Annotated in this window: 16 protein-coding genes; 4 read left to right on the top strand and 12 right to left on the bottom strand. The window is 47.2% G+C overall.

The features are described 5' to 3' along the window. Window positions 1-101: 101 nt before the first annotated feature. Window positions 102-515: a hypothetical protein gene (locus AT705_RS01530; protein ID WP_058795189.1), complete on the bottom strand. Its 414-nt coding sequence runs from the start codon at window positions 513-515 to the stop codon at window positions 102-104. 531 nt (window positions 516-1,046) lie between these two features. Here AT705_RS01530 and sbcB point away from each other — a divergent pair. Next, window positions 1,047-2,498, top strand: a complete 1,452-nt coding sequence (gene sbcB, locus AT705_RS01525) for an exodeoxyribonuclease I (RefSeq protein WP_058795188.1) — start codon at window positions 1,047-1,049, stop codon at window positions 2,496-2,498. Window positions 2,499-2,541: 43 nt separating this feature from the next. Here sbcB and AT705_RS01520 read toward each other — a convergent pair whose 3' ends face one another. The 8 genes from AT705_RS01520 to AT705_RS01485 form a co-directional block, all read right to left on the bottom strand. Beyond that, entirely contained in the window at window positions 2,542-3,711 is a 1,170-nt protein-coding gene (locus AT705_RS01520) for a cystathionine beta-lyase (protein ID WP_010385339.1), read from the bottom strand. Between the two features lie 27 nt (window positions 3,712-3,738). Next, the gene (nudC, locus tag AT705_RS01515; RefSeq protein WP_208856752.1) at window positions 3,739-4,683 is read right to left on the bottom strand and encodes an NAD(+) diphosphatase; all 945 of its coding nucleotides are present in this window, start codon (window positions 4,681-4,683) and stop codon (window positions 3,739-3,741) included. A gap of 115 nt (window positions 4,684-4,798) precedes the next feature. Then, window positions 4,799-5,593 carry a glucosamine-6-phosphate deaminase gene (gene nagB, locus AT705_RS01510; protein ID WP_058795187.1) on the bottom strand — a complete coding sequence of 265 codons (795 nt, stop codon included), beginning with the start codon at window positions 5,591-5,593 and terminating at the stop codon, window positions 4,799-4,801. 274 nt (window positions 5,594-5,867) lie between these two features. Next, window positions 5,868-6,989 (bottom strand): transmembrane glucosamine N-acetyltransferase NagX, encoded by a 1,122-nt coding sequence (gene nagX, locus AT705_RS01505; protein WP_058795186.1) that lies wholly within the window; start codon window positions 6,987-6,989, stop codon window positions 5,868-5,870. Between the two features lie 65 nt (window positions 6,990-7,054). Continuing rightward, window positions 7,055-8,173, bottom strand: a complete 1,119-nt coding sequence (nagA, locus tag AT705_RS01500; protein WP_058795185.1) for an N-acetylglucosamine-6-phosphate deacetylase — start codon at window positions 8,171-8,173, stop codon at window positions 7,055-7,057. A gap of 3 nt (window positions 8,174-8,176) precedes the next feature. Continuing rightward, on the bottom strand, window positions 8,177-9,088 hold the full coding sequence (gene nagK / locus AT705_RS01495; RefSeq protein WP_058795184.1) for an N-acetylglucosamine kinase: 912 nt from the start codon (window positions 9,086-9,088) through the stop codon (window positions 8,177-8,179). Window positions 9,089-9,580: 492 nt separating this feature from the next. Continuing rightward, window positions 9,581-10,423, bottom strand: a complete 843-nt coding sequence (locus AT705_RS01490) for an isopenicillin N synthase family dioxygenase (protein ID WP_010385346.1) — start codon at window positions 10,421-10,423, stop codon at window positions 9,581-9,583. A gap of 179 nt (window positions 10,424-10,602) precedes the next feature. Then, window positions 10,603-11,715, bottom strand: a complete 1,113-nt coding sequence (locus AT705_RS01485) for a hybrid sensor histidine kinase/response regulator (protein ID WP_058795183.1) — start codon at window positions 11,713-11,715, stop codon at window positions 10,603-10,605. A 288-nt stretch (window positions 11,716-12,003) separates the two neighbouring features. Here AT705_RS01485 and AT705_RS01480 point away from each other — a divergent pair, with 288 nt between their 5' ends. Then, window positions 12,004-15,726: a PAS domain-containing hybrid sensor histidine kinase/response regulator gene (locus tag AT705_RS01480; protein WP_167551966.1), complete on the top strand. Its 3,723-nt coding sequence runs from the start codon at window positions 12,004-12,006 to the stop codon at window positions 15,724-15,726. A 37-nt stretch (window positions 15,727-15,763) separates the two neighbouring features. Here AT705_RS01480 and AT705_RS01475 read toward each other — a convergent pair whose 3' ends face one another. Beyond that, window positions 15,764-16,450: a DUF3334 family protein gene (locus tag AT705_RS01475; protein WP_049866285.1), complete on the bottom strand. Its 687-nt coding sequence runs from the start codon at window positions 16,448-16,450 to the stop codon at window positions 15,764-15,766. 125 nt (window positions 16,451-16,575) lie between these two features. On the opposite strand from AT705_RS01475, the gene cmoA reads away from it, so the two are divergent. Together cmoA and cmoB are read left to right on the top strand one after the other, a co-directional pair. Then, a complete protein-coding gene (cmoA, locus tag AT705_RS01470; RefSeq protein ID WP_058795181.1) occupies window positions 16,576-17,301 on the top strand; it encodes a carboxy-S-adenosyl-L-methionine synthase CmoA in 726 nt (241 codons plus the stop codon). A gap of 10 nt (window positions 17,302-17,311) precedes the next feature. After that, window positions 17,312-18,280 carry a tRNA 5-methoxyuridine(34)/uridine 5-oxyacetic acid(34) synthase CmoB gene (cmoB, locus tag AT705_RS01465; protein WP_058795180.1) on the top strand — a complete coding sequence of 323 codons (969 nt, stop codon included), beginning with the start codon at window positions 17,312-17,314 and terminating at the stop codon, window positions 18,278-18,280. A 74-nt stretch (window positions 18,281-18,354) separates the two neighbouring features. Here the strand turns inward: cmoB and adk are convergent, their stop codons facing one another. Together adk and AT705_RS01455 are read right to left on the bottom strand one after the other, a co-directional pair. Beyond that, window positions 18,355-18,999 carry an adenylate kinase gene (gene adk, locus AT705_RS01460; protein WP_058795179.1) on the bottom strand — a complete coding sequence of 215 codons (645 nt, stop codon included), beginning with the start codon at window positions 18,997-18,999 and terminating at the stop codon, window positions 18,355-18,357. A 198-nt stretch (window positions 19,000-19,197) separates the two neighbouring features. Then, complete coding sequence (locus AT705_RS01455) at window positions 19,198-20,097, bottom strand: EamA family transporter (RefSeq protein ID WP_058795178.1); 900 nt, start codon at window positions 20,095-20,097, stop codon at window positions 19,198-19,200. Between the last annotated feature and the right edge of the window lie 210 nt (window positions 20,098-20,307).

Here is a 20,307-nt window from a genome sequence, read left to right as displayed (position 1 = left end):
TTCACACAAACAAAAATGACAGCGTTAGACTTTTTGACTATGAACACCATTTAAACGCCACGAACCCAACGAAATCGTCGTTCGGCATATAATTAAACACCTTATTCAAAAAGCGTCTTAAAGTAGTCCCACAATCCCAAAGATTCGCCTGCCAAAATATCAATACCCAGCCAGGATTTAAGTAGATAAAGCGCAACAAAAACAAGACCGATTAGAATCAGCCCAACAATCAACAAACTAACCAGGAACACAATGGCCGCAGTAAAGCGTTCAGTGTTAGTCAGGCTGCGTCGGTTAACGCCACCCAGGAAAACGATATAAAAACTCCAGGGTAAAAACGGTAATGCCAGTGTCGGTCTGAAATCAATGGCATGACCCCGCCAGTCCCGGGTATTAATGACCTTTTGCAGCGCTTTACGTTGTTTATAGCTAAAACTTGCCGCTACTTCGGGATCCATTTTATTAAGCAGCTGCTTAACATGGGTATGCTGTTGATCAGAATGGTTACGCGTCATCAAGCCTCCAGAGCCACCGGTTCACAAGGAACTGAAACGGTCACTGATTCAAAGTAAGCAATAAGAACACATGACCTCAACAGCCCTGTCATATGCTTTGCAATGGCTTCTTTAAGTTTAGACACTCCAACGTTAACGTTCAAAACCTGCTGCTTAGATAGATTATTGCGCTTGTAACTACCCCACTCACGGGTTCTGCCTTTTCTACCGTTTTCCAAGCGTTAAACAAAGATGATGCAGTTTATGGGGCGCTACAGCGGGCATGATGCATTTGACATCTTTGCATTCAACCGCATCCGGCCTCTTCCGTTTACTCCCATCCCATCACTATGAGACAATAACGCAACGACTTAGATTTCCAGTTTTTTGGTTTGTATTGGGCCCTGGCGGAATGCGTATTTGTATACACACCGATTGAGTGTGGTATACACAGTGATACACGCACTTGGGTTTAAAAACAGCAAACTCTGAATAGCAGCCTGCTGAGCTTAATAAGAATAACAGGTTGATTAAGATAGGATTTATAGCCTAATGGCGACACAAGAATTGACTGATAATTTCCCGACAATTTACTGGCACGATTATGAAACCTGGGGTGCCAGCCCGCAAAAAGACCGGCCGAGTCAGTTTGCCGGTATCCGCACTGACCTGGACTTAAATATCATTGGTGAGCCACTGATTGAATATTGTCGTCCGGCGGCGGATTATTTGCCTCAGCCGGAGGCGTGTCTGGTAACCGGGATCACGCCGCAACATGCGCTGAAGCATGGTTTACCAGAAAGTGAGTTTATGGCGAAAATTCACGCTGAATTCAGTAAGCCCAATACCTGTGTCGCTGGTTATAACAGCATCCGGTTCGATGATGAAGTAACCCGTTACAGCCTGTATCGTAACTTTTATGACCCTTATGAGCGCGAGTGGCAAAATGGCAACAGCCGCTGGGACATCATTGATTTAGTACGTGCCTGTTATGCACTGCGCCCTGAAGGCATTGTGTGGCCAGAAAAAGAAGATGGCACGCCAAGCTTTCGCCTGGAAGATCTCACCAAAGCCAATGGCATTGAACACGCGGATGCGCATGATGCACTGAGTGATGTCACCGCAACCATCGCGCTGGCAAAGTTGATCAAAGAAAAACAGCCCAAACTGTATCAGTTTTTCTTCTCACTGCGTGGTAAAAAAGCACTGACTGATCTGATTGATGTGTTTAATATGCAACCGCTGGTGCATACGTCTTCACGCATTCCGGCCACTCAGGGTTGTACCAGCTGGATTGCACCCATGAGCTTTCATCCGGTCAATAAAAATGCCGTAGTGTGTTTTAATCTGACCAACGATCCGCAGGTCCTGCTGGACCTGTCGGTAGAAGAGTTGCGGGCGCGCTTATATACCAAGCACAGTGACTTAGGCGAAAATGAGCTGCCGGTTGGTCTGAAACTGGTTCACCTGAACAAATGTCCGATATTGGCTCCAGCTAAAACGCTGTTGCCGGAAAACGCAGCACGCCTGGGCATTGACCGCGAACAGTGCCTGGAAAATCTAAAAGTGCTGAAATCAAACCCTGAGCTGCGCAACAAGGTGGCTGAAGTGTTTAACGATCAGGGCGACTTTAGCGACACCACCAACCCCGACTATCAGCTTTACAACGGCTTTATCAGCAAAGCTGACAAAGCCAAGCTGGCCATTGTACGCAGTGCACCGCCTCATGAATTAGGGTCGCTGGCGTTGGAATTCGAAGATCCTAAATTCCACACCCTGCTGTTTCGTTATCGCGCCAGAAACTGGCCGGAGAGTCTCTCTGAAAGCGAATTAGACCAGTGGCGAAAATACTGTCAGAACAAACTGATGCACGGCGAGGATAATCCGTCTATTAATGCTCAGGACTTTATGATCACGCTGGAAAACCTGGTGTACGAACATGAAGGAAATGAGAAGAATTTGGCAGTACTCAAAGCGCTATACCACTACGCTCAGAGCCTCTAAGCTAGCCTGTAAAAAGGCGGTGATTTATCACCGCCCTCTTCCGTTACAAGCTTTCCTGATAAACCTTAAGCGCTTGCTCCAGATCGGCAATCAGGTCTTCCACATCTTCCAGACCGATATGTAGGCGGATCACCGGGCCATGCTGCCAGCCGGTGGTACTGCGCAGTGGCGCCATGCTGGCGTTAGCCGTAACCAGGCTCTCAAAGCCCCCCCAGGAAAAGCCCATCTTAAAATGATGCAGACTGTCCAGGAAACGGTTAATGGCTTTACGATGTCCCTGCTTCATGACAACAGAGAACAAACCATTGCTGCCGCTAAAGTCGCGTTTAAAAAACTCATGCCCGGGACAACTTTTTAAGGCCGGGTGACGCACATGATCAACCAGCGGGTGGCCCGCCAGCCAGTTCGCAACCTGTAATGCGGACTTCTCATGCTGCTGTAAACGCACTGGCATAGTTCGCAAGCCGCGTAATGCCAGATAAGCATCGTCTGCCGAGGTACACTGCCCCAGCAGATACGAATTTTCGCGCAGTGTTGGCCACAGGGTTTCGTTGGCAACAGCCACGCCCATCATGACATCAGAATGACCAACAATATACTTGGTAGCAGCCTGAATACTGATATCGACCCCATGCTCAAGCGGACGATAATGCCAGCCATTACCATAGGTGTTATCCAGCATAGTAATGAGGCCCTTTGCCTTGGCCACTTTAACCAGACTGGGCACATCTTGCACTTCCATCGTGATAGAGCCCGGAGATTCCAGGAACAAGACTTTGGTGTTGTCCTGGATCAGAGACTCGATATCTGCGCCAATCAATGGATCATAATACGTTGTTGTGATGCCAAGCCCTGAAAGGATCTTGTCACAAAAATCGCGCGTTGGTTCATACGCAGTGTCCACCATTAACAGGTGGTCACCGGTTTTCAAAAATGACAACAAAGCTTGTGAAATTGCAGCAGCGCCTGACGGATACAGCGCACAACCCGCGCCATTTTCCAGCTCCATAATGGCGTCTTGCAATGCAAAATGGGTATTTGTGCCACGACGCCCGTAGAACAAGGTTCGTTTGCCGCGCTCGGAAATGGCTTCCTGCATATCAGCAACGGAGTCAAAAACGACGGTTGACGCCCTTTGTACAACCGGGTTAACAACGCCTTTGGTGTACTGTGATTTGCGGCCTACAGCCACCAGTTTGGTATTCTTCTTCATAAAGTGCTCAATTTTGGACTAGGTGCATCATTGCTGACGCCAGTATTCAATCAGATATCGGGAGATAGAGTCTTTTCGGGTAAGTTTGTATCCCGGCGCATCGTCTCCCCATTCGGCAAAACCATCGAGATCTTCCCGGGAAAACCAGTGTGCCTGCTCCAGTTCATCCTGTTCAACAAAGATTTCGGTGCTTTTTGCTGTTGCAATAAAGCCTAGCATAATTGACGACGGAAATGGCCAGGGCTGCGAAGCCAGGTAACGTACCTCATCAACATCAACCCCAGCTTCCTCTTTCACTTCACGGATCACGGCTCGCTCAAGCGTTTCGCCCGGGTCAACAAATCCAGCCAAGGTCGAATACACGCCTTCAGGCCACTGCGCCTGACGACCAAGTAAACAACGCTCAACCCCATCGGGAAAGATATGCGTGACCAGCATGATAACGGCAGGATCGGTACGCGGAAACGTCATATGACGGCATTCAGTATCGTTACACAAGCGTGCATGTCCGGCTTCAACAGAGCGATTTAGGCTACCACAACGACCACAAAAGCGGTGCGTTTTATGCCAGTAACATAACCCTCGCGCCAACACGCCCACCGAGGCAAGCTCAACATCCAGCTTTGGACCTATGGTCCGCATGTCTTCGAAATGAAAGGCCTGATTATCGGCATGTTCTTCAAAGCTGACATCAATGCAGCCCTGAAGCAACTCTTGCTCAACCTCACTCACATCGAGCGAAAAATAACTATGGGTATCGTCAATACCTAAAAAAACCGCTTCTGCACGGTCGAGTGTGGCAATCTGCGACTGAGATAACAGCGCCAATTCACGCCTGTCACTCGCAATCAGGTTTTTATTATTCCACACCAATAACCAGCGACTTTTCTCACCATATTGGCCCAACAACCAGTTGGGATCTTTACGTTCAGCCGAGGCCCGATCCAGGTTCATTTGCGTGTAGTGCAGCACGACGTTCATCCTTTTCTTGTTCTTTGACGACACGCTAACATAGCTGGGCCGAATGCCAATAGCTTTGCGGCAAAAAAAAAGCCCTTACGGGCTTGAACTACAGTGTGAAATCACACTACAGAGAGGCAAGATATTCCTGAAGCTTTTGGTTTTCAGCTTCAATGTGCTTGTAGAATTCGATGTCTTTTAGTTTGCTGGCTGCGCCTTCATCTAGCACGATAACGGCGTGACGGTGCATTTGCAGTGCCGATGCAGGACACGCTGCAGTTAACGGCCCTTCTATCATGGCATGTACAGCATCCGCTTTATTTTCGCCAGTCGCAAGCAACACAACTTTGCGAGCGTCCAGGATAGTCCCGATCCCCATAGTGATCGATAGATGAGGCTGGTATTCGTCGGCCGCAAAGAAACGAGCGTTATCGTCGATGGTTGCCTTAGTCAGGGTTTTCACCCGAGTACGTGACGTCAGGCCCGAAGAAGGCTCATTGAAACCGATGTGACCATTTCGACCGATCCCCAATAGCTGAACGTCAATACCGCCCGCTGCGTTGATCTGTGCTTCATATTCTTTACACGCTTCAATTGGGTTTTTAGCATCACCCGGCGGAACATGCGTATTATCTTTGTTAATGTCTACGTGATTGAACAGCTGTTCATTCATAAAATAGCGGTAGCTTTGCGGGTGCTCACCATCCAATCCAAGATACTCATCCAGATTAAAGGTCTTTGCTTTGCTAAAGCTCACCGAGCCCGCTTCGTTACGGCGGATAAGTTCCTGATACAAAGCAACGGGAGTTGACCCTGTGGCAAGTCCCAAAACAGAGCCTGCGTTACGTGCTAACTGTTGAGTGAAAATATCGGCACCATATGCCGCAACTTCTGCTGCGTTTTTTAGAATTACTATTTGCATAATGTAAGGCTCAAGGTTGTGAACAAACAGGAAAAATGGGATCTGAACCTTGCTTTGCGTGCAATCAAAACAAGGTCAGATCAAAACCTAACTGGGATACACTGTTTAGGTTATTACCATTATGACAACGCTGTCATTATTAGAGAAAAAAGCGCGCTTGTAAAGTAAAAGTGATAAAAAAATGTACTTTTTTTATAGCCAAATAAAAATGGCCCTAGCAACGGGCCATTTTGAGTTTGCTAACTAAATATCGGAGTTAGTATGTTTTGCGTTATTACACACTAACAATGATCTTACGCTTATACATCCAGTGTAATACCAGAAGCTGAACCGCCAGCAAAGCACATACACTGATCAATGCCTGCCAGTGCGTTGGCACAGCAGTGATGATACCGCCAAACACACTGCGGCTAATAAAGGCCCAGTCGACCAGGCTAGATGCCAGATAAATAATGATAGAGTTGGCACCGATGATCACGAATGGATAAGCGAGTTTTTGGCCATTGAGTATATCCACCAGCGTAAAGAAGACCGCAAGAAAAATTGCGCTCCAGCCCACTGTGACCAGCACAAAAGAGCTCGTCCATAGCTCTTTGTTAACAGGAAATTGTAAATCCCACAGCCAGCCTAGCGCCAGGCTGACGATACCTGCGGCAAACAAACGCCCTGCTACCTGCCACTGTCCGAGTTTATCCGACTGAGCTATCAGCTGGCCTGCAAACACGCCCGCTATTGCATTAACAATGGCAGGAAAGCTGGACAAAATCCCCTCAGGATCAACCGGACGGTTTTGATAAGTAATCCCGGGTAGCAATGCCTGATCGACCCAGGCATTCCAGCTGCCTGCTGGTGTGAGTTCACCAGCACTGCCACCTGGTACAGGAATAAAGCAAAGTAGCAGCCAGTAGGCCAGCAAAATGCCCACGCCGGTCAAAGCTGTGGTCTTCAGACTACAATGCCACACCAGCATGGCACAGAAAAACCAGGCTATAGCAATCCGTCCAAGCACACTGGCGTAGCGGATTTCACCGAGATCGGCAGGTATACCTGTTCCCCAGCCATGATTATATAACACCCCAAACAGACACAATAAGCCAAGTCGCTTAATCGCTTTTATGTAAATGGGTTTGCGCTCTGCCATTGGCAGGTGGTCAATGCGCTTGGGTCTGAGACCCATTGCTACGCCTGACAAAAAGATAAACAAGGGAAATATCAGGTCGTAAAAGGTAAAACCATGCCAGGCACTGTGGAGCGTTTGGGCTTCAAATATTTTCCACCCCTGCCAGCCGGTTAATACAAACAATGCGGCAAATATGGACTGACCACCGAGGATCCAGAACATATCCATACCGCGCAGAGCATCGAGTGATGCCAGTCTTTTCTTATTATTTGACATAGTTACTACCTACACATACAAAAAATCCCCGCTAAACTGCAGCGGGGTTTTTTACCCAGGGAAAATTATACGCGTTGCCCGTTAATAAAAGTCTGCAACACATGAAGATCATCATCGAGCACTACAAAGTCGGCATCGGCGTCATCAATAAGACGTCCTTTAGTTGCCAAACCCAAATACTGTGCCGGATACAAAGAAGCCATACGCAGCGCTTCTGACAAGGTAACGTCAAGCGTATTAACACTGTTGCGCACCGCACTGGCCATGTCCAAGACACTGCCTGCTAATTCGCCTGTGGTCGAATTCAACCTGTCACCCGTGCGGATCACCTTGCGACCATCAAAAAAGTCGAACTCCTGATCATCCGTGCCCACTGGTGGCATGGCATCCGTTACCAGCATGATCTTACCGCGCTGTTTGCTACGGATCGCCAGCTTTGCCGATGCTGGATGCACATGATGACCATCCACGATCAGGCCACACCAGGCATTGTCTTCCCACAATGCCGCACCTACGACACCAGGTTCACGTGAAGTATATGCCGACATGGCATTAAACAAATGAGTAAAGCCATCAGCCCCGGCTTCCAGTGCTGCCATGGTGGTTTCAAAATCAGCATTAGAATGACCAATCGACACTTTCACGCCCAGTTCAACCAGGCGCTTGATGTCACTCAGGGGCACGGTTTCCGGAGCCAGAGTGACCATTTTGATCCCTAAGTCTGTACGAGCGTAAATGGCAAATTCACGCTCAGAGATAGGACGAATAAACTGCTCGCTGTGTGTGCCCTTCTTTGGGTGCGACAGATGTGGACCTTCAAAGTGCACGCCGGCAACACCTGGTTCTTTACGGGCAATGGCCTCAGCAATCGCATCTGCAGCTTGCTCCATCACAGCAACCTGGTCAGTGATCAACGTTGGCATTAAAGCAGTTGAACCAAACTGCGCATGTGCTGTAACAATGGTCGTCAGACACGATAACGTCGGGTCAGCATTTAAGAAGCCACCGCCGCCGCCATTAACCTGAACGTCGATAAATCCCGGTGCGGTAATGCCTTCAAGTCGCGTCACGTCACTTCCCGACGGATGCGATTCAAATCGAAGTTTGCCATTGTCGACAACAAACTCAACATCATTTTTAAATTGTGTGCCGTCAAACAAACGGCTGGCCAAAAATCTGTTCATATTTTATACCAAGCGCTCCGATTGACGTTGAATGCTTTGCATGGCGAAATAAATAGCCCCCATTTCTGGCGGCTGCTTTGGCAGCTCTACTTGATTTGCCACTTCCGGGTCTAGCCACTGGCTAAGCGGCTCAGATAAACCACCAATCATTGATAATCTGGGCGGATTATTCTCCAGGAGTTTGCGGGCAAGGCGACTGACATAATCAGCACCCGTTTTAACAATCTCCAGTGCAAGCGTGTCTCCACCTTTCGCAGCATCCAATACATAGCGCGCCAGTTTGGCGTAACTGCTGGATGGCTGCCCTGCCATTTGCTCAGCAATGCCCATTGCAGTATTGGTATTAAAATGCTGTAAGAAAACCTGTGACAACGCTGTGTTTGGTCCTAACCCGTCTAAGTCCAACAGTACAGCCTTAACTGCTTCCAGTCCCATCCAGGAACCACTGCCAATGTCTCCCTGAGCAAAGCCATGTCCACCATAATTGGCACTTTTACCATCCACCAGCACAAAGCCACAAGAGCCAGTTCCGGTTATAATTACAGCACCATCTTCACCTTCATGTGCACCAATACAGGCAGTATGCAAATCGGTGGTCAGAAACATCTGTTTAAACGGGTGATCCCAGCGCATAATTTTGTCATATAAGCTCGGTAAATTGACGCCTGCAAGGCCTAAACCTGCATAGAGTTCATGTACCTGCTCTACTCTAAGTCCTGCGTCCTGTAATGCCAGTTGAGTAGAAACCATGATTGACTCTAAGGTTCTTTCAAATCCGTGCAGCGGGTTCGCAGGACCGCCAAGACCAGTGCCTAGTACGCCATGTATTGCAGAGTATATGGTAGCGCGACATTTCGTCCCTCCACCATCGATACCTATATATAACTGGTCATGTTCAACCTGTTTAGCCATCATGTAGCGACCCCTAAAAGTTGTGATTGGTGCCTCCTCATTCAAAGGCAACCGGTATTCAGTCATGTTGATTTGATGTTACACAACAAATGACAGCGTTGTCATTAAGTTTTTTATTATTTTTTCGCACTGTGAAAAATTTTAATATTGCATACTTTTGCTTAATTGTCAGAAAAATTTTTGCAAGGAACTGAATATTGTCCTTTTTTTGCGACAAAATCCGTAATTTTCAGGAACAAGGCACCAGCTTGATTTAATACCCGTCTAATGAATGGAGCCGTCAATCCCAAGACTGTGAAATCACCACAAGTACAATGAAAAATTCTAACACTGTCGGCGACAAGCCAACTCTCTCTTTTTGAGGACCGGTCAATGCAAGGTTGGTACATGGGTATATTTCGAAACGTAAAACGGCGCTTTCGCGCCATTTGATATACCAGCCAGACTCAGCTCATACCTGTCGGTGATACACCCTTTCGGATAAGCTGATTAGGATTATTTTACACCCAGCTCCTGAAGGCGCTCTTGCAGATAGCTATCTGCTGTATAGCGCTCAGACAGTACTACATCCGGACGCGGATGCAGGAAAAGTGGCAACGAGATGCGCGACTTATCACTGGCTTTACCCGTTGGGTTGATCACACGGTGAATAGTAGACGGGAAGTAACCGCCAGACGCTTCTTGCAACATATCACCAATGTTAATGATCAGGTTGCCAAAATCGCACGGCACGTCTAGCCAGCTGCCATCTTGTCTTTGTACTTGCAGACCAGGTTCATTAGCTGCAGGCAATACCGTCAGCAAGTTGATATCGCCATGCGCTGCTGCACGGATAGCGCCTGGTTCTTCGTCACCTGTCATCGGCGGATAGTGTAAAACACGCAGTAGCGTTTGCTCAGACTCTTTGATCATGTCTTTTAGATCAATCGAGAACTTAGCACGCACGTCCTCAGGCGCTTCGGCCTGAACCCAGCTTAGTAGCTGCGCCGCAAATTCATTTGCCAGACGGTAGTACTCTCGAATTTCTGCATCCAACTGTGCCGGTACACGGCCTTTTGGATAAACGTGGAAGTACTCTTTAATATCTTTAATTGTGAAGCCCTTTGCAACTTCAGATACATCAGGCGGAAAGTAACCGTCTTGTGTTTCTTTATTGAATAAAAACGCATGCTTTTCTTCTGAGTTAAAGAATTCTTGCCAGTTTTTATAGATAGACTCAACCAGTTCCTGAGGAATTGGGTGGTTCTTTAGTACACCAAAGCCTGTAGAGCGCAGAGATTCAACAAATTGTTTCGCCGCGTCAGGCGCTTGATAGTCAACTGTAGGTAGCTGTTGCATAATGGTTCCACCGATATATTAACGTGACTTAAATTCAAAAAATTAACTGCAACTCGAACATTGAAAATTAACTTTTTGAATTAAGATAAAATCTTGCTCGCGAGCTTAGAGAAATACACCGCCGCAGATAAGGACTTATGTCCGCCCACTCCATCAATAATCTCCCTGATTGACTCAGATCAAACTGCATCCACAGGTAATGATATTTGCCACTCCAGACCATTCTGGTGATTGCGCACACTGTACGTGCCATCCAAAGCATTAACGATCAAGTTCGCCGCCACCGAGGCACTCAGTCCCACATGGCCAGTGTTGCCTCTTTTTGTCGTTACGAATGGTTTGAGCATGTCTTCTTCCGAAATTCCATCCAGCCCTAAACCATTATCTGAACAGCTGATACCCAGTTGCCCATCCTCTATCGAGATCACGATATTCACCTGAAGCGCCCCCTCCTGGCGACCATGAGACAGAGAATTGGCGATCAAAGTGTCTAATACCGATGCCACTAACCCACCATCAAACATAGCCACATGATCCTGATTGACGGCAACATGCACATTGACGGGTTTGTCCGACCAGGCGCTATACACTTTATTAGCAAGGTCGGCCAGACTCACTCGAGTGGGTGACACCGGGCACTCAACCCGGGCAATCTGTTTCACCATAGAAACAAATTTTGCCACCCGGGTCAGGTTTTTCTGGCTTAACGCCAGGCTGGTGTCACATTGTGCCAGCTTATCTGCAAATACTTCGAGATTGGCCCTGTTTGCTTGCAAATCTAGCATGAGCTTATGCACCGTATCAGAGCAATGGCTCACCGCGGTAATGGCCGTGCCCAGTGGCGTATTAATTTCATGGGCAACGCCTATGACCATTTCGTTCATAACCTGAGAAAGCTGCTGTTTAACAGCACTTTTTTGTGCATCCAGCAGTTTTATTTGGGTATCAACTCTGGCGAGAATTTCGGCTGGAATAAAAGGCTTGGTTATATAGTCGTTGCCGCCTGCATGCAGTGCTTCGACTATCCAGTCGGTGTCACTGTGGACGCTGACAAAAATGACCGGGATATGACTGGTGTGTTTTTCCGTCTTCAGTATCTTACACAATTCAATGCCCGAAGTACCTGGCATTTTTATGTCCGTGATCACCAGTTCAGGTGGTTTACGCTTAATAATGTTTAAGGCTATCTCAGCATTTATCGCCGCCAGCACCGTATGTCCTTGCTGACGTAGGATCAATTGCAGCATATGCAGGTTTTCAGCAACATCATCAACCACCAAAATGTCGGCCATTCCTTTATCTTCCTCATTGCTTTGCACACTTTCAGTAAGCATAGCTTGAGAAATGCCCGCACGCGACTATGGTTACTATGTTAGTAAACTCAACGGTGTGGCACATATATGGGTGTAAGATTCAGAGTAAATATCGTTTATTCGGTGATACTGTCGTTGTTGTTTATTGCAGCGTTATTACTCCTTCTTAATTTTGCCAAAATAGCACCCATTAATGAAAAGCTAGACAATCTTACTACCCTTAGTACTGTTTCATCCAGCCTCACAGCACATGCGCAAAACCACAACATGCAACTTTCTCAATACCTGAATAGTTCGCAGTCGGATCAACTCGAAAAACTGGCCAAATTCAGTACGGCTGAACTACCGATAATCACTGGTAAACTGGGCTCTGCTGCTTTCAAGCAGACAGTTCAACAGCCAGTCAGCCTGTTCCAGGCCATCTCGACTCTGCCTGTTGAATCCTCAGCAGCTCAGCTTGCAACCTTGCATAGTGATCTTAGGCAACTTTTTGTTCAGACCCAGGCTGAACTCAACCAGCCAGGTTTTGTCGTTGCAGCGTTTAACCTGGCGAATTATCACGCAGAGCTACAGCATATAATGGCCGAACTAGCGCAATTAAATGGGCTATTCATGCAACAGAGCCAGCAATTGCGTACTGACAAAGAGCATATTTTTGTGCAACTCAAAACACTCATTGTATGGGGCGTTGTACTGATTAGCGCAGCCACGATATTGGTAGCGTGGTGGAGCAACTTCGGATTATTCGAGCCGCTGCAAAGGCTTTGTCAGACTTTACACAATGCCAACCAAACAGGCAACGCACAGTTACAACTCCCTGAACAACTTGGAGCTGAGCTCAGTGGACTGGCAAATGTTGTTGGTCAGATGCATGACAAACTTCACAATCGAATAGAAATCGCTAAATTGCGAGAAATGTTTAACCAGGGGATCAGACATAGCCGTGATCCGGATGAACTGCGGCGCTTTGCTCTGGAATTTTTCGCCACCCATTATGCAGCCCCCAGTGTGGCAATTTGCAATACGGATGAAAATACACTGATACCAATACAAACCATTGGCTGCCCACCCTGTTTTGATAACCTAGGTATCCAATACACGCAATTATGCCGGACATTAACACGCCAAAGTCTGGATGCAGGCAATACTGCCTTTGAAGTAAAAGCGGGCGCCGTAGTAATTTCAATAAAAAGCGCGGCACTGTATCCCCTACTAGTCAACAATCAGCTCAGGGGTGCATTGTATATTGCCAGTGTTGAGCACTTCGACTATGAGCAACAAAGCAGCATTCAACAGCTGTGCGAGGACCTCGCTATCCAGATACAGCTTTGTGAGAATGCGCAGCAGCAGCTCGCCGCTGAAACAGCCCTGTCACAGCATCTTGAAATGATGCTGCACATTCTGAATGCCATTCCGAATCCCACTTATTATCGGGATATTCATGGCACCTTTTTAGGTGTTAACCGGGCATTTCTGGATTTTCTGGATCTGTTTGAAGCCGAAGTGACCGGTATGCGCATACAGGACGTGTTTGATGTCTACACCACAGGTTATCTGGAGCAAAAGTCGCGCTTCACAATAGAGCAACAGGCGCAACATCAGTTTGAGCTTACGCTAAAAAATGGTCAGCAGGAATCTCGAGAACTCATCGTTCATGAAGCCCCCTTCTTTGATGGGTATAAAGAAGTTGGCGGTGTGGTAGGCACCTTTTTAGACATGACTGAACGCAATGAGCTGGAACGCAACATGTTGGCAGCCAAGGAGCTTGCTGACAAAAATGCCAAAGTAAAAAGTGAGTTTCTTGCCAATATGAGCCACGAAATTCGCTCCCCCATGAATGCCATTATAGGTATGGCGCATCTGGCGCTGAATACACAGCTTGATATCAAACAGCGTAGTTATGTTGAAAAAATCGACAATGCCGCTAAGCAGCTGCTTAAACTCCTGAATGACATCCTGGATTTCTCGAAGATCGAAGCGGGTAAAGTCGAAATTGAATCAACCCATTTTCAACTTGATAAGGTCCTAGATAATGTAGCAACCATCGTCGGATTAAAGGCAGATGAAAAGCAACTTGAGTTGATATTTGATGTTCACCCGGATGTAAGCAATGACTATATCGGCGATCCTCTGCGTATCAGTCAGGTGCTGATCAACCTGGCCGGCAATGCTGTGAAATTCACGGAGCAAGGCCATGTCACCATCAATATCAGCTATCAGAGTGAGGATGAACAAAGTGCCCGGCTGCTTTTCAGTGTCATCGATACCGGAATAGGATTAAGCCTGGAGCAACAAACCCGATTATTCCAATCGTTTGCGCAGGCCGATACTTCCATTACCCGTAAATACGGCGGCACGGGCCTGGGGCTGACGATTTCACAACATCTGGTAAAGCTAATGGGTGGCGAAATTTTTGTCGAGAGTGAACTGGGTAAAGGGTCTACATTCTACTTTACCTTGCCGCTACCCTTCGCAACCCCTACCCGTCTTGTGAGTCAGCCTTCTGAACACTTCAAAGATAAAATGGCACTGATAGTAGATGACAATGCCCTGGCACGTGAAGTATTGGCCGCAATGCTGAAAAAGTTTGGCATCGCTTCTAAGCTATTCTCTTCCGGTGACGCCTGTATCGAGTACGTACGGAATCAACAGCCGCACTTTGATATTGCGTTTATTGACTGGCACATGCCGCAAAAAGACGGCATTGATACCATTATGGAGCTACATGCCCAGTCTCCTGCAAGTCAATATGCCCTGGTCACCGCCTATGGACGAGAACTGGGCCTGAAAGAAGAGCAAAAACACATTATCTCAAATATTCTATTGAAGCCTATTAACCCATCAAGCGTATTCGATTGCTTACAAGCCTGCCTGGCGCCTCAACCACAACAGCTCAATACGAGTTGTCCTGCCCAGGATAACAGGCTATCCGGATTAACCATATTGGTGGCCGAAGATCAGCCTGTCAATCAGGAAATTGCGGTTGAAATCCTATCTTTTCATGGTGCAACGGTGGCGGTTGCCAACAATGGTCAGGAGGCACTTAATGCGGTAAAGAGTACCACATTTGATATTGTGCTGATGGACATGCAAATGCCGATTATGGATGGACTCCAGGCCACACGTGCAATCGGTCAGCTTACCAACACAGCCCAGCCTCCCATTTTGGCCATGACAGCCAACGCCATGCAAGATGATATTCAGACTTGTCTGGATGCGGGGATGGTGGGTCACATTGCAAAACCAATCGATGTTGAGAACATGGTTGCGACCATCCTGGCCCATACCCAGAAACAAGAGGCAGGTGGTGTTAATTCTTTACAAGTCCCGGAACAGCGTCAGAACTCTCTGGAGCAAGACTCTGAAACGGAAGCATATACATTTGAAGGAATAGATATTGAAGCCGGTATTAACCGGGCAGCTGGAAACCGGGAGGTGTATTTCTCACTGCTTGAGAAGTTTGTTAAACAGCAGATAGAAGAACTTATCAACCTCAAACAGGCCATCACCATTGGCAACACTGAGCTTGCTGAACATATACTCCACGCACTGAAAGGCGCAAGTGCAAACTTGTCAATGACCTATCTGACAGGTCAATGCGCTGAATTAGAATCTCAGCTTAAGGACACTCGTGTAGATGGAACACAGATAGACAGTTTGCTGGATTACATCAGAGACTGCCATGCCCAGGTTACACATCATATTGATTCTGGCATAGCACACACTCAAAAAGCAGCTGCGAACAGTGCCTCAGATAGTCACACAGAACCGACTGAAGCCCCCTTGTTCGCACTCGCTAAGGCGCTGAGAGAATACGACTCATGTGCCACTGAGTTAGTCTCATCATTGCACATTGATGAACCGTTGCCTAAGGACGTATTAGATGAGCTTAATCAGCTCATTACTCAGTATGAGTTTGAAAAAGCTCACTCCCTGCTTGAGCCTTATGTGCCGCAGCACACTAGTAATGGCAGCGCTGCGGTCAATTAGGCAGTTCTGTTGCCCAAATAGGGCGAACTTTTATTCGTTATAACCCAAGATCGGCCATAAAGTCGTCGTCTGCCACATCTTCTGCTGGCGACTCGGCTTTTTTCGCAGGTTCTGCCTTTTTCGATCTCTGACTGGCGATGATATCATCTGGGTCCACCGCTTCTGTGATATCGTAATCGTGTAGCTTGATAAACTCCGTCTTGTCCATTGCCAGCTCCAGATAGAATATATTCTGGCCCTGGGTGGTGAAGGTCACGCGGCGTGCCTGTGGTCTGTCCATGGTCGTATCAACCGATATCTGAACCTGCTTATTGATCGCCATCATTTTAGGCTGGTTCTGTGTGATAGAGGTATGAAGCTGCTCACGGACTTTGCTGGTGAAGTCACCAACGATTTGGTTCATCAGTTCTCCCATCACGTTAGATACGTCGTCTGACAAATGACTTTGTGCAATTTCGCTTTCCGGCATCCCCATTGACCGCATGTAGTCCTGATAAACTTCCATTGCAGCCTGAGCAGTAAAGTTGGTCACAACCAGACCGGTAAAACCGCCATCAAACAGGACAAAACAACCAATATCTGGACGCATACAGGTGCGGGTGATCTTCTGTACCATTGCCGAATAGGCAATCTGATTGCCACTTGCCGAGGACAAAACCTCAGTCACCGAGTGACAAAGTGTGGATAGGATATCTTCTGTGCTGATCACTTTATTTTTCGCCATGTTGGTTCTCTAACTTACTTCTTATTGTTAATACTAGCCAAGCTACTCAATTTATCACTGACTATCTAGTATAAAATGCTAAAATAGCATGATTATTTTTTTCTAAGACAAATTGGACTAGCAGTGTGACGGGCAAAGACAGTATATATGCCACAGAGCAAGAAGTCAGAGACTTCACCTTCGACGCAAACGTTGTAGAAGTATTTCCGGACATGATCCAGCGCTCAGTGCCGGGTTATGCCACCATAGTCAGTACCATGGGCAAACTGGCAGGACAGTATGCTCAGAGTAACTCAAATCTATATGATTTGGGCTGCTCACTAGGCGCAGTAACCCTAAGTATGCGCCGTAATATCGACAAAGAGAATTGCCGCATTATCGCTGTAGACAACTCTTTGCCTATGGTTGAGCGCTGTCAGATGCATCTTAAGGGCTTTAAGTCCGATGTCCCGGTAGATGTGCAACTGGGCGACATCAACGAATTAGCGATCGACAACGCCAGCGTCGTTGCAATGAACTTTACTTTACAGTTCATTCCTCAGGACCAAAGAGCCATAGTACTGGAAAAGATATACCAGGGACTTAAGCCTGGCGGTGTCTTGTTGCTCTCAGAGAAGATCAAAGGCGAAAATGATATCAAAGACAATCTGCTGATTGATCTTCACCATGACTTCAAGCGACACAATGGCTATTCAGAACTGGAGATCAGCCAAAAGCGTACCGCGATTGAAAACATAATGCGTACTGACAGCCTCAGCGCCCACAGAAATCGCCTCGAGCAGATTGGGTTTGCTCACACCCAGGTGTGGTATCAGTGCTTTAACTTCTGCTCCATGATTGCGATTAAATAAGAGAAAGACTATGAATTCCTGGTTTACCGATTTTTACGCCGCCATTGCAAAAAGCCCACTCAGTCACTGGCTGGAAACATTGCCGGCTCAGCTGTCTCATTGGCAAAAAGAAGCGCAGCATGGCGACTGGCCACAATGGGAAAAAGTATTAAAAAACCTGCCTAATTTACCCGCTGATCAGGTTGATATTCAGAGCAAAGTCTCTTTTACTCGCCAACCCCCCATTTCTGACGGGCATCAAAAGCAGCTGACACATCTGTTCAAACGTATGATGCCATGGCGCAAAGGCCCTTTTCATGTTCATGGTATCGACATAAACACCGAATGGCGCAGCGACTGGAAATGGGATCGCTTATTGCCTCATATTAGCGATTTACATGGCCGTAATGTGTTAGATATCGGCTGTGGCTCTGGTTATCACCTGTGGCGAATGCGCGGCGCGGGGGCTGAATTTGTCGTGGGCATTGATCCTTCAGATCTGTTTTTGAGTCAGTTTCAGGCTATCAAACACTTCAACCCGGACCCCAATGTCCATCTGCTGCCGCTAGGTGTAGAGCAGCTCCCCGAATTGAAAGCCTTTGACACGGTCTTCTCAATGGGTGTTCTGTATCATCGCCGCTCCCCCATTGACTTCCTGGCTCAGCTGAAAGCTCAGTTGCGCCCAGGTGGTGAACTGGTACTTGAAACTCTGGTCATCGAAGGTGATGTTAACACCGTCCTGGTACCCACAGATCGCTACGCAAAAATGCGTAACGTATGGTTCATTCCAAGCTGTGATGCGCTTGCATTGTGGCTGCAACGCGTTGGCTTTAAAGACATACAGGTGGTTGACAAAGACGTGACCTCGCTGGATGAACAAAGACGTACCGAGTGGATGCAAACCGAATCGCTTGCAGACTTTCTGGATCCAAGCGACCCCAGTAAGACCATTGAAGGTTACCCGGCTCCGCTCAGGGCAATTATTGTCGCAAAAGCCTAGATCATTAGCCTGTTCATTGGGTACAAAAAAGCCAGCATCTCAGCTGGCTTTTTTAATTTACTCTAACGGCTAACTTAGCCTAACAGCTCAGCAAGTTGCTGGCTTACCGCTTCAACAGCCTGAGTACCATCCAGTTTGTGGTACTGAGTATTGCCTGCATCCGCTTCAGACTGATAGTAGCTTACCAGTGGCTTGGTCTGGTCGTGATAAATGCCAAGACGCTTACGCACTGTCTCTTCTGTGTCATCAGCACGAATGATCAGATCTTCACCGGTCTGATCGTCTTTGCCTTCCACTTTTGGTGGATTGTACACAACGTGATAAACACGGCCAGAGGCCGAGTGCACACGGCGACCGCTCATACGCTCTACAATGATTTCGTCAGCAACGTCGAACTCGATAACGTGATCAACAGCAATGCCATTTTCTTTCATTGCATCTGCCTGAGGGATAGTACGTGGGAAGCCATCTAGCAGGAAACCATTCGCACAATCTTCTTTTGCAACGCGCTCTTTTACCAGGCCAATGATGATGTCATCAGATACAAGCTGACCTGCATCCATCACTTTTTTGGCTTCCAGGCCCAGCGGCGTACCTTCGCTGATCGCAGCGCGTAGCATATCGCCTGTTGAAATTTGTGGAATACCGTACTTTTCCATTAGAAATTGAGCTTGAGTGCCTTTACCTGCACCCGGCGCGCCTAGCAAAATAATGCGCATAGTGTGTTCCTCGTATGTGAGTTAACTGGATTTTAATTGTGTCGAATTTTTTCACATTGAGCTGGGATACTCAAGGGACTTAGACCAATTGTCTAGCGCTGATTGCTATAGGACGAACAAATTTCGCCCACCAGGTCGCAATATTCGGATTAGCAAAGACAACTGGCCAATTTAACTGCACCCGCTCTGGCAAATTTGTCAGCTGACTTTTCGTTTTACTGACGCTGTGTTTGAAAAGAATTGAAATAACCGCTCACCTAAAACGGAAAATGTCAGACCACAGAGGATCACAGCACCACCAATCAACTCAAATGTGTCGACCTGCTCGTTCAGGATCACGTTTGCACTCACGATGCCAACCAAAGGAATGAGTAACGCAAACGGGGTAACTGCTGCAGCGTGATGCCTGCCAAGCAGCCAGCCCCACAGTGCAAATGCCAGCAGAGTTGAAACAGGCCCAACATAAAGTAAAGCCAGCCAGGTCTGCCCACTACTGCTTAGAACAAGGCTTATCGGCATATCGTTTTCAAGATAATAGGACAAGGCAAACAGCGGTAAAGGGACCACCACACTGACCCAGACCATGAAATGTAATAAGTTAACTTGCTGTAATTGCTTCATAATCAGATTCGACACCGCCCAGCTTAAGGCTGCACACAGTATTAATGCTACCCCCAGCAAAGTCACACTACCAGTCTGACTCATAAAGAACATGGCAAATCCACTGCACGCAATGACGGCGCCAACAATCTGAAACCGGCTGGCTTGCTCTTTGAGCACCAGTGCACTCAGTACTATCGTAAACACCACCTGTGCCTGAAGTAATAGCGAGGCAATGCCTGCTGAGGCATCATTTTCCATTGCGACAAACAGCAAGCCAAACTTAATAACACCGAGAAATAAACCCACCCCGAGTACATGCCACACAGAGGTCCTGGGAAAGGGAATGAAAAACACGGCAGGAATTGCCACAATCAAAAAGCGCAAGCCGGAAAATAAGATAGGCGGCAACTCTTCCAGCCCCAGTTTAATCACTGAAAAGTTAACCCCCCACACTGTCACCACTAATAGTGCACACATGATACTTTTAAAATCCATACTTCCTTCCTGCGCCTGAGACACCCTATTTTGGGTCCAAACTACAACGCTAGCACAGGTTACAGGAGCAAATCAAAATGGGCAGAGAATATAATTGCAAATTACAACACAATAAACTTAGCTTTAGTGAGTTTTTACAAAAAAGGCACATTCATGTAAATTTACCGAATACACAGACAACACTATTCAAAAACCGAGCAAAATAAAAAA

It is taken from the genome of Pseudoalteromonas rubra (assembly GCF_001482385.1).
Classification (GTDB): domain Bacteria; phylum Pseudomonadota; class Gammaproteobacteria; order Enterobacterales; family Alteromonadaceae; genus Pseudoalteromonas; species Pseudoalteromonas ardens.
The sequence above is the reverse complement of the archived record's forward strand: the minus strand, read 5'-3'. Positions and strand labels throughout refer to the sequence as shown.